A 16804-nucleotide genomic window follows, 5' to 3' on the forward strand; every position below is an offset into this window, starting at 1 on the left:
CTATTTCACCTTTTTTCGAGAAAGAATTTTCTTGATAATTTGCATCCCCTTAGCATTCATATCTACAGCGTATTTCTCCGGAATCCACAATAAGTACATTCCAACTCGCTCACAATACTCTAATAATTGATTATATAATTCATCTTTAAAAGTAATACTTCCCCCACCATACACACATAAAATTTCAGCTTCACTGGCTGTATTATTTACATATTTTTCATCTGTATCTTCTAGGATTAGTTCAGCTTGTTCCACTTTTGTAATATTAAAGTGTGTTGTTGCCTCTTCATGGTATTTATGATCTATATCTTGGAGAATTTGAGAGAATTGTTGGCGTTTAATATTTGTGCCACGTTCTTGATTTAATAATTTTACAGCTTCTTCTGTAGCATGACCGACACCACGTCTTTCGCCGCTACAAGCATCAATTACTGGATTTACGCCCACTGTGTAGATATACTCAGTTGTTCCGTCCCCAATATCAGAATGTAAAATCTTTTTGTTTTTAAAGAACGAGCCGTCAATTTTTTTGATTTCAAGTTTTTTTGCATATAGTTTAGTGAAATCAGTAAACATCGCCTCTTCCCCTTCAAGAATTGCAAATAATGGAGGAACACCCTCTTGTGTAATGTTTGCACTATTAAAGGTTAAGCTAACCGTTACCTGCTCTTCTCCTACATAAACCACTACAACATGAGTTGAATTAGTAAAACGTTCTTCTAAGTGTTTAGCGTTTACGGGTGTCCATTGGCTTGCTGGGATAGCTGAAATAAGGTCAACAGTCACATTGATTGATTGTGGTAGTTCTTCTGTGCGTTCCCATTCAAGTTGAACAGATTTGTTTGCAATTAATCCTAGCATATTAATTAGTGGTAAATCATCATTGTATTTTTGACCTACTTTAATGTTCATGTTTTTAGGATTTTTCCCTGTTAACATCGCTCGATTACCAATGAAATACATTCCAGATCTTCGAATTGATTTACTAGCAATATTCACGAACATATTATCTACTAAATTAATTACGTTTTTTTGTATGTTTGTCTCAGTAACATTAGGCATTGAGTAAACACTTTGATATACATTTTTCATTTTTATGTATTCACCATTGATGTAACCTTTAAACGAATCGTTCCCAATATCACCTTCTACGTCTATATGAAGAGTTTTGCCTTTTGAACTTGCCATTATACATCACCTCTAGGAATTTTATTTCTAATTTATATCTAATAAATATATTATAGCCTATAAAATCACTAGCGACAAGGGTTTTATAAAATTTACGAAGAAAAGATATAATTTAAAAATAAAATAAATATAATTTAGATATAAATTATATATTAAATTAAAGTGTTTAAGTTATTTTTGACGGTCATGATATATTATATATATTTTAAAAATATCTAAAATATGTTGTTGGCGGGAGGGATGCGTTTGTCGAAGATATCTTTTGAAATATCAAGTTATTTCTGTAATTTATGGATAGACTATTGATGATATATTTCGGGAATCTAAAGAATATCTAGTGGAATGAGGTATACATTTTAATCGAGAGAAAGAAAATTAGAATGAAAACAAGAATAATTGCGAATATGACTTATACATACTTAAATAGTAAGAGTGGTTAGCCAAATAAACGTTATAAAAGTGTTATTTCGGTGTTTGACATTGTGTGAACGCTAGGCGTTTTTAAAGCGTTAACCCCCTTCAAATTAACAATTCTGATGTTTTTTATAAACAAATAGCTAATAAAGGAAATGAGATTGGAAGATTAGATGTTTTTGGGTGTAATAACGCATTGAAAGACGGTTTTAAATGGGGATCTTTATTAAATAAGTTTGTTTTTTGGCTATTTTGATGATATATACAACAAAAAATACCTTGAGTATGTATTCTTGTTGTATATGTAGCACTCCTTTAAAAGAATAGAGAATCTATGAAATTTGATTTGAATATAAAAATTGAACAGGATTAATTACAGATTCATATATATTTGCTAAACAAACGTTATTATGGTGTTTATATGGCGAACTTAGCAGATGAACACTAGGCATTTTTAAAGCGTTAAACATTGTAATAGCAGTATTTAAAGTGGATTTTAAAGAGAAAATAGTTTGCGAAATGATAAAATCTATAAATTTAATTTTTGAGTTCAATATTTAAAAAAGTAGTTTGGTATATGTTGTAAAGAATTTCAATTGAGATATTTCTATATAAATAATGACATAGATATCAAAGTAGTTTCTACATACTTACTTAGATCATAGTGGCAATATAAAGCTATGTTGTAAGGTGTTTTTAGGAAATCCATTGGTAACATAATTTTAAAAGTAAAACTTCTTTCTGAAGTAACAAATATAATAAGAATTGGGTATATATCTAAGGTGTTGTTCGGTTTGCATTCTTTTACTGCTTTTTAGTAGGAATGTAGTAATTGATTCTCCGTGAACGCATAGCGTTCACGGAGAATCAATTATACTAATCGCGGGAATACTGGTTTAAAGTTTAAAAGTAAGAAGTTTAAATAGACAATGAATAACCTTTACTGCTCTTGTTTTATTTTTGAAATTAACTCTAAATTTGTATGGTGAGATACCAAATTCTTTAACAAAAAATTTATATCATCTTATATTCTTCTTGGAGTATATATTTAAGATTCTTAAGTTGAAGTAAATGTAAAAATTTTATTTTATGAACGTTTTAGAAGTGTTATTTAGGCGTTGTTATTTGATGGTGGGGCGTTTTTGAAGCGATTTTTAGTGGCATATTTATATAGTTATTAATTCGATGTTTTTGATGGGTAAAGAAGAAACTTCGGCTAAGAGATAATATGATTGCAATTTAAAAGAAGATTCTTTTCTTAAACATATGAAGATGTGGAATATCAACCTAAGTTCGGAGAGAAGTACGGTAGACGTAAGCATATGTTTTTTTTGAAATGAATGACTCTAGTCCAAACAAAATAAAATCTTCCACAAGAAACAAACAAATGGAAATATCGTTATAATAGATGATCAAACAAAAATATCTATAGTAGAACGTAGTTTGCGAAGATCATGATTTAGTAGAATTGTTAGACGGTACATAAAAGAATTAATGAAAGTTGGTACTTCTGTTGGAAATGATATGTGATTAGGGATTAAAAAAATTTTCTAGTTATAAAAAAACTAAATTCGTTCGGACAATAGAAACTAGCTAGCAAAAGCAAGGCGTACTCTTTTCAGAAGAACGAGGGATTCTGAAAACTGGCATATGTAGCATAAAGAAGGCAATAATTTTAGAAGTATCTTAATAGATATATTAATCTAGGATTAACTTAAAAAAACAAATCAATTCATTTCTTAGCTTTACAATATAGTTATAAAGGAATATAAATATTGTGTAATAAGGATTTACGGATGTGATGAAAGTTTCTAACATACATTGTGGGTTTCATGAACGTTATAAAAACGGTCGCATTGCTATCAAAATATATTATTAACACTACTAACTATTTTTTTGTATAGGATGTATTTAATATGAGAATACTATTAATATTGAACTACGCCCACTTAACAATGTTGCGAACCATTTAATATATTAGATTACGGCTTTATCTTGGATTTCTTAATTTCGTCAAGTGTGGGACGATAGAATGTTGAATTTTTAACAATTGCAATGAGTTTTCTGCAACCAACATTCTAATAAAAAAGTAATCTGTACAAGTAGATGGTAACAAGACAATTGGTATGCATCGTCCACCTTCACATTTTAGAGGAAGAAGAGTTTTGTAATAATTTTGAGACTACTTTTAAGCAACTATGTTTTTAAATGATGTCACCAAATCGAAGATGTTACAGATTTAAATTATTAATTCTAACTTCTAACTTTAATCTATAAAGGTTAAGTGGATATTTTAAGGAATCAGGATTCTTGTACAACTCAAACGTTATCGAAGTGTTATTTTAGTGTTAATATCCACGTGAACGCTGTCCGTTATTCCACCGACTTCCTTTAACTACAACGTTAGGAGTTGTTAAAAGCGCGTTACTCATAACAATTAATAAAATAAGTATTTAAATGATAAAAGTAAACTAAAATATATAAGGTGTTCTATAATTTGTACTGAATGTTATAACAACAATTCCAACTAGATGAAGTAAAAATATATCGTATTAAATTCTTTAAACAGGAATCAACTTGCCCTAAGCTTTGCTGTGTTATAGATGTTAATGAGAGTGTCCTTCTTATAACACACATGATTACAAAGGTATTAGCACAAGTTTAAATCATAAAAACGAAGTGGTTCATTTATAAAGCATAGGAATTACGAGAATAGTCACCTAACAAATTAAGAAGTTTACTTAGTGGATCTTGCGCCTTAAACAGTCTGTAAGAATGTTTAAGGCGCAAGATGTTTAATATAATAGGAAGAAATAAAATAGATGAGCGCTTGAAAAACGGTAATTTAACGCTTCGTGAGATGTGAACGCATAGCGATTACAAGAAATTCCCTTAATTAATATAATACGTTAAAATATATTTACATCTAAACGTATTATGTGATTTTAGGATAGATATGTTTTATTTAACAGTGTCCATAACGCGTATGAATTAGTAATAATGAATGCTGTGATTGTATAATGTTGTTTTATTATTACAGATCTTAAGATTTATCTTAATTGAATGTTACACTTCATATAACAAATACAACCTGACATATATTAAAGTAGGCTGGAGATATATGTCAGGTTGTATTTTTTGAATCAATAAGAAAGGACAAAAAAATATGTAGTTGAGGAGTGTTATTTTAGTGATTTCTAATGTGAACGCTACCCGTTATTTCAGCGTCTATACCTTTAATATCAATATTCTGAGTTGTTCAAAGGACGCAATTTATGCTAAAGCAATATATAAAAATGATAACAAGTGTATCAATTAATAGCTCAATAATAAAGTTGTAGGTTTCTATGTTGTAATGATTAATGAACGTTATAATAACGATCCTGATTAAATGAAGCATAGAGTTTCATAATACTATATGTCATGAAGTATTTAAAGCGAAGTGGTATGAAAAAAGTAGTTGATGTTAGCTGACGATGTTCGAAGTATGATTATCGAAACATAGACATTAATGGGCGTGTTCTTCATATGGCACATATCTTAGTAGCAAAGATTTAAATTATAAGAGCGATGTGATTCGTCTAAAAGGCCAAGGAACTATGTGATAGCGGCCTAACAAATTAGAGAATGTGTGTTTAGTGTTTTGAATCCGAAACGATCTGTAAGGATATTAGATGGCAAGTAGTTTAATACAATAAGAAAAAACGTTTTGTAAGTGGTGAAAGCATAGGATTTAGTAATAATGAATGTAGTAATTGATGACAGTGTAAATAAAAAATCTAATCAGGCAAAATGAATTAACGAATACTAGAAAAAGCATGCAGTTTCCTATATGGGTTTAATATGTAGTTGAGGAATTAGAGGATTAGTCAAAGCTCCCTAAAAATTGGCAAAGAAAACACTTAAGTAATTTTAGGAAATAGGATTAACATGTTGATATTAGAAATATAGAGTGTTTTTGGAATCCATAAGAAAGGTCCAATAAGATATGCAATTGTGGTCATCTTGGAATTCATGTAAGCAAAATATGTTGAACCACTCAGTACTTAACATCTTCCGGAGCGTTTTAAGTGAGGGATCCCTAAGCACAGAAGCCTAACGCTTTCTAATTTAGTAGGCTATCCCCATAGTTCCTACGGTTAAGAGAGGAATTGCTTCATTTCTAAGGTTGAGCACTGTGTTACGATCTCTATCATGATGTGTGCCACAATAAGGACAATCCCACTCAAAAATGGTTAGATCTTTAGCATCTTTGTTTTTGTAGTTACAATTGGAACATAATTGGCGTGAAGCAAATGTTTTAGATAATACAGCTAATTGTTCGCCATACCACTTTGCTTTATATGCTAACAGTGTTTTGAATTGTGACCAAGAGCTTTTGTAAGCTTGCTATTTTTGACGATTTCACTAGAAAGCACGTATACTCGCATCATGTTAATGAAAAGTACATTCTCAAAATTAAACAAGAAATAAAAAAATATTAAAATTTTTTCGAAAATACGTATTCATGTTGTGAGGATGAGTAAAAAAGCAGTAGTTACTGCTTTTTTACTCAATTAGATATGTATTGGATAAAAAACGTGTATCTGATTTAATTTCGATTAAATAAACGTTGAATGAACGTTTTCTTGGTGCTATCTTGCTGTTCTTGGCGATCTTCATTCAATAGTTCAATTGCTTTATCCAATTTTTCTTGTAATAACTGAATCTGTAAATCTTTGTCTTCTTTTTCTGAGCGTTCCTGTAATAATAATTTAATGATATCTTGGTTTTGCTGTACAATTTTATCTTGCTGCTCAAACATGTAAGAAAATTTTTCTTGAATCATCAAAATATCTGTTTCTGAACGTTTTCTGAGCGTAACTTGAACTTCATTTTCCTCATGAACGCTATCCGTTTTCTTAACGTTTTCTTCAGTGTTTTCCATGCTTCTTGTAGCAGCTTCTTCTAGTTTCCAGTTTTGATTTAAGTATTCTTTCATTTGCTTTAAGATATCTATATCATTCTCATAGTAAATTCGTTGATTACGCTCATTTCTTTCAAATATATATTCCATTTTCTCTAATTCAATTGACCATCTGCGAAGTGTATTGGTGTTTATATCTAGTTGTTTTGCTACTTCTTGTGCAAAATATCCATATTCCAAACTTCACACCTCCATTATTTGTGTGTTAGATATTGATTCGTTCTTAAAAAGATCTTTCCTTTAAGAGTAAAAGTTTTATAGGCAGCCATCTAATCATTTGTACTCATATCAGTTTGTTTGTATACATACTTATATATTAAGGCAGTCTATACATCTAGCGTAAATGTTTTTTCAATAATAAACGCTATTCGTTCTAATAGCGTTCATTGTTGGAAGTGAACAAGTATTTATACAACATTAATGTAAGTAGGAAATTATTTTAAAACTAACTATTAATATTAGAAGTTTGTTGCTGATATAAGAATTTTACTAGATATTTGCAATAGAATCAAAGCTTTCATTAATAGAATTAACAATTAAGTACTATTTTTTAATTACAAATGTCTAAAAAGCAAAGAGAAAACCTCATTTATATGTGAACGCTATGCGTTAAAGTAGCGTTTATTGTTGTATTGAAGCTTGAATAGTATGTATTACTTGGATTTTAAAAAGGTACTTATATTATTTGTTAGGTTTTGAATCTCAAACGGGGTTATTTTTGTAAGTGAAAAGTAATGAGGATTATTCGGAGTTAAAATGTGTAGTTTAAATATTAAATAGTTATAGTTAAAAATATATAATTTTGGGTTTCATTTGTATTAGTATGGACCAGATTTCTGAATAATATACACCAATAATTTGATATGAGATGTATATGTATATAGGGAGAGGGATAAGGGGCAATAAATCTAGACGTTTATTAATTTGAGAAGGGTAATTGTAATTAAAATAAAGTGAAAGAAAAAGTATAAGGAAAAATTTAATGTTATTTTGTTGATACTTACAGTAAATAAATCCTGTTTTTAAAAAATGAAAGTTATAAATATATTAAAATGAAATTTAGTCTCGTTAATTTTACTTTACCAAATAATAGTTAGGATGAAAGATTTCAAGAGTTGTTAAAAGTAATAGAATAGATGTTGGAGCAAAAGGTAGATTGTACAATAGTCGAAGAGGGGGGAAGAAGACAATTGTATAATGAAATCAGTTGTTAAGACAGTGTATGAAACAAGTTATTATACATTTTAAAGAGTGAAATCAATGAGTACGAAGTTTTTAACTTTTAAAGCACATAGACAGATTAGAACAAATTAATCAAATACTATTGAACAAGATTGATGAATAACAACAGGCCATTGCTTCCACTCAACTGATAGAATCATAGTTTAGCCAATTGTTTAAGAAGTAAGTTATGCCAAATTAAATAAAAAATTAGAGAATCCTTTAGAAGATATGCTAAGCTTCCCTAAAAAGTTACAAAGAGATGCAAAGTACTATATTTAATAAATCTTGTTTTAGAAATTAAAATAAATCAAATATTAGAATTGATTTTTGGCTCGTGATGCTTAGTGTATCACGGTATTAGAGATTTATACTTAGTAAATTTCTAAGTAAATAATTTAGTGAATAATTGAATATACTATATTCATAAGGTGTAATTTTTTTAGTTGAATTAAAAGAAAAATAATTATAATCCATAGAAAATGCATATGATTTTTGAAGTTATTTTATTGAAGATTAATAAGGCTATAGAGAACTATAGGAAGGCATTACAAATAGCCTTGCTGTATATGTTTTTTTCAGCCAGGCTATTTGTAGCTGTATTTTTTTGATTTTAATTGTGCTCTTCTAAAAAATTGTAGAAAACAAATGTATGAGTATTATTTGTATCTAAGAGTGAGCTTGTATTTTGTGCATTACGTTTTCTACGATCTTGATTCTGTTTAGATTTTTGATTATGCATTTTTATGAAATGTGCAGGATTACTGTTTTCAGCTTTATTAAACTGGAACCATTGCACACATTCTTCAAAATCCCATCTTGTGTAGCGATCAATATCCGGTGGCAATCTTAAAGCAATTGTGTACGCATCATTTTCAGCCAGGTATGTTAGCTCTTGACTCAAAATGTAGTAATACGCTCTTTTCTGATCTTCACTCAAATAATCATTTAAGTCTTGTAATCTATTATTTTTTCCTTGTTCCACATGATTGACAGCTGGTTTTGATTGCTCTTCAATGCCAAAAAAATCTAAGGAAGGTGAAGGTTTAAAATTGTTTTTTTGCATAAATTCAATATCTGTTACATCAGACTTTTTACTAATTTGGTTCTTTAAAAATCTAGTAAAAGTAGCACAAACATCAATTGCTACGGCCCATTTTATCTTGAAATATTCAATGATTTTTAAATAGTTAATATGTAAACAGAGGGGGCAATCTTTCCATGCCGTCTTACGTTTTATTTGTTGGCATACTCCTAAATCTTGCAACCAATTAAAAATGTAATTAATAATAGGTTTTGAAATTCCAGATTTTTTGCTGATGTGTTCTTGTCTAACTTGACTATAGCCTTCTTGTACTAGATAAGATAAAACAGTCTCTAAAGCTTCATATTTCCTTTTGGTAAGATAATCTTTAGTGGTAGCACCTTCACACTCTAAGACAACACTATCAATATAAGAAGTTATTTTCTTGATTGCTTGATAGTTCCAGGAGTTTTGGGTAAGTGATGGATGTGGGGGCTTAGTTCCGCTTTTGCTCGACTAAGCAAAAAATTTCGCAACAACACTGAAAAAACCTCCTATTTTTTCCACCGCAAATAAAAAGGAAAAACAGAGGTTTTATATTCACTTTGTATATGCATTATGATATAATTTTAATATCAAGTATGATACTAAAGACATATATTTATAGTGTGAATTAAAACCCTATCTTAGAAGTTTTTAATTGGTTCCGGTCGCCAAACTAGAAGCCAATTAAAAACTGGACGGTGGGGTTTTATTTTTTTTGTTTTCTAAAAAACTTTCGTTCTTAGGTAATTTATATTCATTTTACAATTGTATGTACATAATATCCACACTCTAAGTTCATAATTGAAGAATAGGTGCAAAAATAGAAGTATTTCACATTTATTTTCGTTAAAAATGTCGGAATATTCATTTAATAATTGAGCAAGAAATTGTTTCTAGGTACTGTGTTATAATTTTCTTACTTATATGTACGTTTCTGAATATTCGTGAAAAAAGACGAGGTGAAAATACATGAAGAAGTTATCTAGGGAAATTGATAATTATTTATCTTCTAAAAACAAAACATATACTGATCTTGCAAAAGAAATTGGAGTTGCTAAATCCACTATCTCTAATTGGATTAACAGGGATAAAGAAATATCTGTATATACATTTGCAAAAATTGCTTATGTCATTTTTGCAAATGATAAGGATAAACAAGAACAAAAAATAATTGATTATTTAGGTACTTTAGAGGATAGATTAAACATAAATGTTAAAGTTGCATTTGCCCTTGCTCATTTGAACGATCACGTATTATTAATTGAATATCTCGCTGGAATATGTAAAGAGAGCAAGGATTTAGAAATGAGACGATTTGCAGATATATTTAATTTATATATTGATCGTTTGACAGGTAAAAATGTCAGAGAAGTGTACTTGAATATCCAAAAAGCTAGAAATTCTAATGCGGATGTAGAAATCTTTTGTGATATACTCAGTATGTTAATTCTTTGTGATTTAGGGGATTTTGGATTAATGCAAGGTTATAAGGAAAGAGTCGAGAAGAATATTAGAGATGATAAATTAGTAACCAATACTTTCTTAAAGAGTTTATACGGATTTTGGGTAAAAGAACTTTGGAGTTATTCAATATTAAGAAAAAATAACTCTCTACAATTTGTAATAGAAAATGGTGAATTAAGAACATATAAGGATATTGATTTCTTCCCTGTTATGGAGGCTTTGTTGAACATTAGGAGCGGAGAAAACTTTATGTTTTCTGATTATAAAAAATCTTTATATTTCTTTCGAGAAGCATTAAATGTATTGAAGGGTTCTAAAGGTAGTTTAAAATACAATATAGCTCTAAATGATATTAACTTCATTAGAATATTTTGGTGGAAAGATCTAAATAAAATTGATTTCGATAGATTACACCCAGCTGAATACGCTTTGTTTTTAATTAAAAAGGGAAAATATCAACAAGCGATAAAAATACTTGAAGAAATTAGATCGAAAAGAAAAATGTTAACACCACTTCAAACATGTTACTTGGGAATGGCTAAACAAGACATACATTTAATTAAACAGTCTATTGATATGTTTAAAGTAAATAATGATTTTCTGTATGTAAAATTTGCTGAAGTAATATATGATGAATATACAGAAAATATAATTTAGTTGTCAAGGGATGGTGAAAAAATGGTGAAAAAATTATATGTATTAATAGTAGCCGCTATACTGTTATTAACTTTAGTGAATAGTTCACTAGGTAAAATGGAAACACAACAGTACTCCCAAAAAGCTAAAAGTTCTGGGAATCAGTATATGGTGTATAGAATGATGGTCGATCCCGGCGGTGGTGGATAATATTTTCATATTTTATTTAAAATATATATTTTTAAAAAAGACATCGTTTTGAACGGTGTCTTTTGTGATTTTATAAACTGTTTTATAAATCCCTAGACGGGGAATTATGAAATTTTTGTATTATTTTTCACAATATAAAAGTAAAAAAGGGAGGGGCAACAATGGGGAGAAAGGGATTAAGCGTAAATGAATTATTGGAGATTGTGAAAATAATTGATTTACAAACTTTTAGTGAAATTGTGGAGTTATGTGCGAGCTATGAACAAGAGGAATAGGAGATTCCCTATTCCTCTTGTTCAACTTGCGCTTTTAATTGGCTAGCATATTTTAATAATTCTTCTTCAATACGGGGTTTATGTTTATCTGGTACACTCTTGTATCGTTCATAGAGTAATCTGGCTAAACGCTCAACTGGATCTTCACCTTTAATACTTTTTAAGAGGTCTTCATCCGGAATTTCTTTTGTTAATAAAGAAGAGACGCTGACATTTAAATAAGTAGCAATTTCCTCTAATTTATTTAAGCGTGGTGTTTTTTCTCCAGTTTCCCAACTAGATACAGTTCTATATGTAGTATTTAAATCTTCGGCCATTTCTTTTCGGCTTACTCCTTTTATAGCCCTTAATTTTTTTATATTTTTCCCAACAATATTTTCATCGATTGTCATTTTATTTATCACTCCAATTTTAAAATTTTGCATAGTAACATAAGATTCCCGGAAATTTTTAACACTTAAGGTGTTTAAAATGAGAACTTAAGGTGTTGACTTTTGGCTCGAAGACTAATAAACTGTATATAGGGGGTGAGACACTTGACAGTTTTAAGAGAATTTCGTGAATCAAAAGGTTATACGATTAATGAGGTTTCAAAAGGTTCTAACATTCCAGTAAGTACTTTGTATGATGTTGAGTCGGGTAGAAAGGGTTTAATTTCTAGTCGGGCAAAAAGTATATCGGATTTTTTGGGAGAACCAGTAGAAAAGATTTTTTAGCAACATATTATCGAGCAAAGTTGGAATGAATTATTTTCATGAAAAATAATTATACATTTATATTGTAAATGAACAATCTATAAAAGGTACAATTTTATAATTATTTTTTTAAATATAATGTCTGAATTCATTAAGCATACAGTGAAGGATTAGAAGGAATCGACACCGCCTACAACAGAGACACCACTAACAGAACAACCACAAAAACCAGATCAAACAGAAGTACCGCAACCACAGGTACCGAAACAACCAAAAGTAATCGGAAAACCTGTTATTCCACAAATAGAGAAATCCCAACATATTGCTATGAAACCACAACTAGAACAAAAACCAAAGAAAATCGAAATGTTTCTTCCAACAACAGAAGGTAAAGCCGAAAATCCATACATAAAATGGATTAGTCTTGCATGTATCGTACTTGTTTTTTTTGAAGCCGTATTTGCAGTAAGAAACCATAAAAAATCTCAATTGTGATTTGAAGCTCATTTTAATGAAGGAGATGGAAATCCACTGAGCTTTACTATCGGATTTCAAAATGCATGTATACTCGTAATCCCCATTTGGACAGTTGTTTTTTTTTGATAGGGAGCAAGATATAAGAAACCGAAAGGGAGATGATATGAGATGTCAGAAATCCACGTCGGTAAAATGAAAAAATAGGGAAACTTGGGGAAGACGTTATGCAGCGCAAGAGTGCTTGGTTACCTGAAGAATTGATGCAAGCAATTTCAATCGCTCAAACTGTAATTAAACCATTAAAGCAACATGATTATTGGATAGAATCCGCTACAAAATTATTGGCAGGAAGTATTTTGTATCTGGATCAACGACATAAAAACCTATATTACTTAGATGTGAAAAAAGTTATTGAGTTCACTGAAAAAATATATGAAAGTGAAGCGAACTTGGTAGAAGTAGTACATTCGCTTGAGAATGAGCATCCAGCTTATCATATCCTCCATGAGCTAGGTCTTTATTCAAAAGAAACAAGGGATGCGATAGCTATCACTTTGCTATACATTCTTGAAAAACATCAACGTGAAAAGCAAGAGGAACAAAAAGAGTATTTTTGGTTTCAGTAGTAGTCAGAAGAGGAAAATGAAATAGGAAGGAGTGCAATACATGTTAGGCATAGCTAAGAAGTATACAAAGGTGATTAGAGCGTTGAAGGAACTGAATGAAGGGGAAAAGGTTGCAGGTGTGATAAAAGCTCGCTTTGGGGCTTATAAAACAGTCATAGAAGGTGTGAAAGAAAATGCCAATGATTTTATTTTCATTTTTGATCCGAAAGGCATCTTTTATGAAGATACACATCATGAAAAACGAGAACAAGGATATCACATCATCAAACATGATTTGCTAACTGGTTATGAAACGCTTGAAATGAATATAAAGCAAAAATCGGTTGTGTATATAAGTATAGAAACGGAAAAAAGTACGTATCAAGAGAGAGGAGAAGCATTATCAAATTTTCTTCAGTATCTAACAGAATGCAAGAATATAAGACCAATTCACCTGGTATTTCATCAATATGATTTGTACCCAATCCCTCATATGGAGCAGTTTTTGAAAGAAAGCGCAACATACCACATTCAGCATTCAATCGTAGTTGAATCTCAATCCGCATTACAACACATATACGGAAAAGAGGCAGCGCAACGCATCATAACCTCGTATAACACAACAATCCTAGCATGATATGAAGCACTCGTTCACTATTTCATCCTATCTAGATGGCTAGAAAACTATACAATGGAGAAGCGCTTTTCTCCCTTCTTTATCAAAAATAGGAGGCGTTCATATGAGAAAAGAACAAAGGCTCACATTCTATGATATTGCCGCATCACAAGCTCATAGTGTCAAAACTTTTGATGGAAAAACATACGAACTGAAAGGCACCATCGCAATTGAAAATAACACAGGAAGCATTGAAAATGTAGCTCAAATTTATTATCAAGTGCGTTCTGTCAGAGACGAACATCAAAACTTGATCGCAAAAAGGAAGCATAAACAAGCGGAATTAGTAGCCGTAAAACAAAAGTGTAAATAAAAAAAGCGATTTTGAAGTGTGCTGAGAACATAGCACAAAGTAATTTGCTCTTTGACAATTTAGATATATATTGCGTATATCTTCCTTTCAGTAATGATGTGGCTTTCAATATATATGCGTGCCTCCCTTGAAACGGTCACTAGAGGGGTTAGGTATACGATTATCGTTAGAAGAGTGCGTACGTAAAACTCATATCTGTGACCATTGGAAATGCATTGTATCAAAAATCTGTTTGCGCTAGTGATCGTGAGGAATATCCCATTTTGACATTCTAAAGAAGCGATATACCATACAAACAGTAGATACATAAGGTTCTACGTTCATGCCAAAATACGTAGTGCGGTATTGGGCATATAGAAGCTAGGTCGGGGTTAGTTTCTATACGCATACCAATACAGGGTTCGTCATTCCAGCCATAAATGATATTTCCATTTTCTATCCCACTTTCCTTTAAATGTTATAAAATAAAGACAGATGTTGAAGTTTAAACGTGTCTCATCACACTTCAAAATCGCTTATAAAAATATGACATAGGGAGGAACATGTATGAGTCGTAAAGGGTGGATCATTTCCGCTGTTGTTGGACTGTTAATTGCAATTGGTATTGGTTCAACATTTGTCTTTAGTTCGGGAAAAGGGGAAGTAATGGAACTTAGTCCGTTAGAAATGAAGAAGTTCATGAGTGAGGATGGCACAGGTTTTGTTATGTTAAGTGCTGACAAGAAAAAAAGAGAAGATTGGCTTCATTTTGTTAAAAAAGTCGCTCAACAGGAAAATGTTGAAATACACGAGTTAGATGAAGAACGTGAGGATATACCAGGTACCAGCAATCCTCATGATTGGGGGCTATCTCAAAGACGAAGTTCTCTTGCTTACTATGAAAAAGGAAAGCCGAAAAAAGATATTAAGCTGTCAGAAATTAAAGCATCAGAACTTGAAAAAGAAATTGGTTTTTTTGTTAAAAATTGCAAAGAGCAATATCAGAAGTAATCACATAATCATTGAAAGACCAACTATGAAAAGTCAAGGGTGAAATGCAGAATAAATAATGGAAGTGCTCACTGAAAAAAGTGCACACCAAATAATCCTTGAGAAAAGGTTAAAAAAATCAAGGTATTAACTTGATTTCTAGGCGATAGGTATAGGGACTTTATAAGGTTTATTGTTTTTTAAGATAGCGTAAATAATATGACATAATTTCCTGGCTACTGCACAGATACAAACGTAATAATGCTTTCCTTGCTGTTTTTTCTTTTCATAAAAGGCTTTCAAAATTGGATCGTATCTATAACCAGTAACGGCAGCTTGAAATAATGCTCTACGTAGATGGGAAGAGCCACGTTTTGATATGGACATGCTAGTCGAGTTATATTGGCCCGATTGGGATACAGAGGCATCAATGCCCGCATAAGCGACAAGTTTTGAAGGTTTATCAAATCGTTTGATATCTCCAATTTCACCTAGTATAGTGGCACCTAAAATAGGTCCAATGCCAGGTACTGTAGTGATGGGGGTATCCAATTCAATAAGGAGTTCATCCATTTGTTCTTCACATTGTTTGAGTTGAATCTCAATAAAGTGGATTTGCTCCATTAACATTTTTAGCTGAAATGAGAATGCTTCTTTACCGAAAGTAATACCAAACGAATGAGAGGCAGATTCAATGATTTGATGTGCTTTTTCTTTTCCTAGTCGGTTACGACTTGCTTGTTCGATTATTTGGGTTAAATCGTCTATAGATATTTTCTCATAGTCACTGGGAGAAGCGTACGCCAGTAAAATTTGTGTGGAAGTTTTACCGAAAACATCTGAGAACATTTTTTGATATTCAGGAAATGTTTGATCTAATACGACAAGTGATTTACGTTTTAGATCACCCATACTACTTACGAGAGAATTACGAAAGCGACTGAGTTGTTTGAGGGCAAACATCTTTTCATCTACAAGAGGCGTTTCTAAAAAGTTACCAAACCTAATGACATCAGCAATCATTGTCGCATCAATGGCATCTGTTTTTCTTTTTCTAATCTCGGTTCCTTTCCGCCACGCGTTCGTTTGAATTGGGTTCAGTACAATCACTGAGAACCCATGGTCTAATAAAAAGGAATATAATGCTAACCAGTAATGTCCAGTCGCTTCCATTCCGATTTTAATTTCTGTTGGGGCGTCAATGTGTTGATATATTTTCTTTAATAATGCTTGGCCTCCTTTTCGATGATTATAGACTGGGAATGGTTTTTCCACAGGATTCCCGTTGGAATCCATAATAGATGCATAATGCTTATGTTTGGCAATATCAATACCTAAATACAACATCGTGTACACTCCTATTTTAATAAATGTTAGATAGTGTTTGTGTTCCTCTGAACTAATAAGTGCTACTACCTCGTAAGAGATACGAAGAATGACTAAGAAAGCCATCAACATCCAACTCATTCGTAAATTACTTATTAGAAAGAGGTACCAATCTTTCAACCGAATACAAGATTCAAGGGGGTGACCGGTACCACTCTATCTACAAATATAAGTATCCCATAGTTACTAGATACTCATGGGTTTATAGGTAAATCCCTTTCCTAAAAAACCTAATTTTAT

The 16804-nt window shown here is 31.1% G+C and carries 9 protein-coding genes and 5 pseudogenes; 8 read left to right on the forward strand and 6 right to left on the reverse strand.

The window, feature by feature from the left end; all coding sequences use genetic code 11:
• The 4 genes and pseudogenes from I6L50_RS32515 to I6L50_RS32530 all read right to left on the reverse strand — a co-directional run bounded on the left by I6L50_RS32515 (position 1) and on the right by I6L50_RS32530 (position 9355).
• Positions 1-1188, reverse strand: coding sequence for a ParM/StbA family protein (locus I6L50_RS32515; RefSeq protein WP_219304503.1), 1188 nt, complete (start codon positions 1186-1188; stop codon positions 1-3).
• Positions 1189-5712: 4524 nt separating this feature from the next.
• Positions 5713-5976 (reverse strand): annotated as a pseudogene (locus I6L50_RS32520) (zinc ribbon domain-containing protein); the annotation flags it as partial.
• 217 nt (positions 5977-6193) lie between these two features.
• Positions 6194-6748 carry a MerR family transcriptional regulator gene (locus I6L50_RS32525; protein ID WP_219304505.1) on the reverse strand — a complete coding sequence of 185 codons (555 nt, stop codon included), beginning with the start codon at positions 6746-6748 and terminating at the stop codon, positions 6194-6196.
• Between the two features lie 1654 nt (positions 6749-8402).
• Positions 8403-9355, reverse strand: a pseudogene (locus I6L50_RS32530) (Replicase RepFR55).
• Positions 9356-9827: 472 nt separating this feature from the next.
• Between I6L50_RS32530 and I6L50_RS32535 the strand changes: the two are divergent.
• Positions 9828-10979: an AimR family lysis-lysogeny pheromone receptor gene (locus tag I6L50_RS32535; RefSeq protein ID WP_219304507.1), complete on the forward strand. Its 1152-nt coding sequence runs from the start codon at positions 9828-9830 to the stop codon at positions 10977-10979.
• Positions 10980-11000: 21 nt separating this feature from the next.
• Positions 11001-11168, forward strand: coding sequence for a hypothetical protein (locus tag I6L50_RS32540; protein ID WP_172797045.1), 168 nt, complete (start codon positions 11001-11003; stop codon positions 11166-11168).
• A gap of 283 nt (positions 11169-11451) precedes the next feature.
• Here I6L50_RS32540 and I6L50_RS32545 read toward each other — a convergent pair whose 3' ends face one another.
• The gene (locus I6L50_RS32545; RefSeq protein ID WP_219304509.1) at positions 11452-11835 is read right to left on the reverse strand and encodes a helix-turn-helix domain-containing protein; all 384 of its coding nucleotides are present in this window, start codon (positions 11833-11835) and stop codon (positions 11452-11454) included.
• Between the two features lie 144 nt (positions 11836-11979).
• Here I6L50_RS32545 and I6L50_RS32550 point away from each other — a divergent pair.
• From I6L50_RS32550 to I6L50_RS32570, 6 genes and pseudogenes are all read left to right on the forward strand, one after another.
• Positions 11980-12188 (forward strand): annotated as a pseudogene (locus I6L50_RS32550) (helix-turn-helix domain-containing protein).
• A 94-nt stretch (positions 12189-12282) separates the two neighbouring features.
• A pseudogene (locus I6L50_RS35325) lies at positions 12283-12633 on the forward strand (adhesin); the annotation flags it as partial.
• 150 nt (positions 12634-12783) lie between these two features.
• A pseudogene (locus I6L50_RS32555) lies at positions 12784-13241 on the forward strand (TRAG family protein).
• A gap of 40 nt (positions 13242-13281) precedes the next feature.
• Complete coding sequence (locus tag I6L50_RS32560; RefSeq protein WP_219304511.1) at positions 13282-13857, forward strand: type IV secretory system conjugative DNA transfer family protein; 576 nt, start codon at positions 13282-13284, stop codon at positions 13855-13857.
• A 103-nt stretch (positions 13858-13960) separates the two neighbouring features.
• Complete coding sequence (locus I6L50_RS32565) at positions 13961-14209, forward strand: hypothetical protein (RefSeq protein ID WP_113710522.1); 249 nt, start codon at positions 13961-13963, stop codon at positions 14207-14209.
• A gap of 546 nt (positions 14210-14755) precedes the next feature.
• Positions 14756-15199, forward strand: coding sequence for a hypothetical protein (locus I6L50_RS32570; protein WP_016093890.1), 444 nt, complete (start codon positions 14756-14758; stop codon positions 15197-15199).
• Positions 15200-15337: 138 nt separating this feature from the next.
• Here the strand turns inward: I6L50_RS32570 and I6L50_RS32575 are convergent, their stop codons facing one another.
• The gene (locus tag I6L50_RS32575) at positions 15338-16525 is read right to left on the reverse strand and encodes an IS110 family RNA-guided transposase (protein WP_219302042.1); all 1188 of its coding nucleotides are present in this window, start codon (positions 16523-16525) and stop codon (positions 15338-15340) included.
• Between the last annotated feature and the right edge of the window lie 279 nt (positions 16526-16804).

The organism is Bacillus sp. FDAARGOS_1420 (assembly GCF_019344915.1).
In the GTDB taxonomy this organism is placed as follows: domain Bacteria; phylum Bacillota; class Bacilli; order Bacillales; family Bacillaceae_G; genus Bacillus_A; species Bacillus_A mycoides.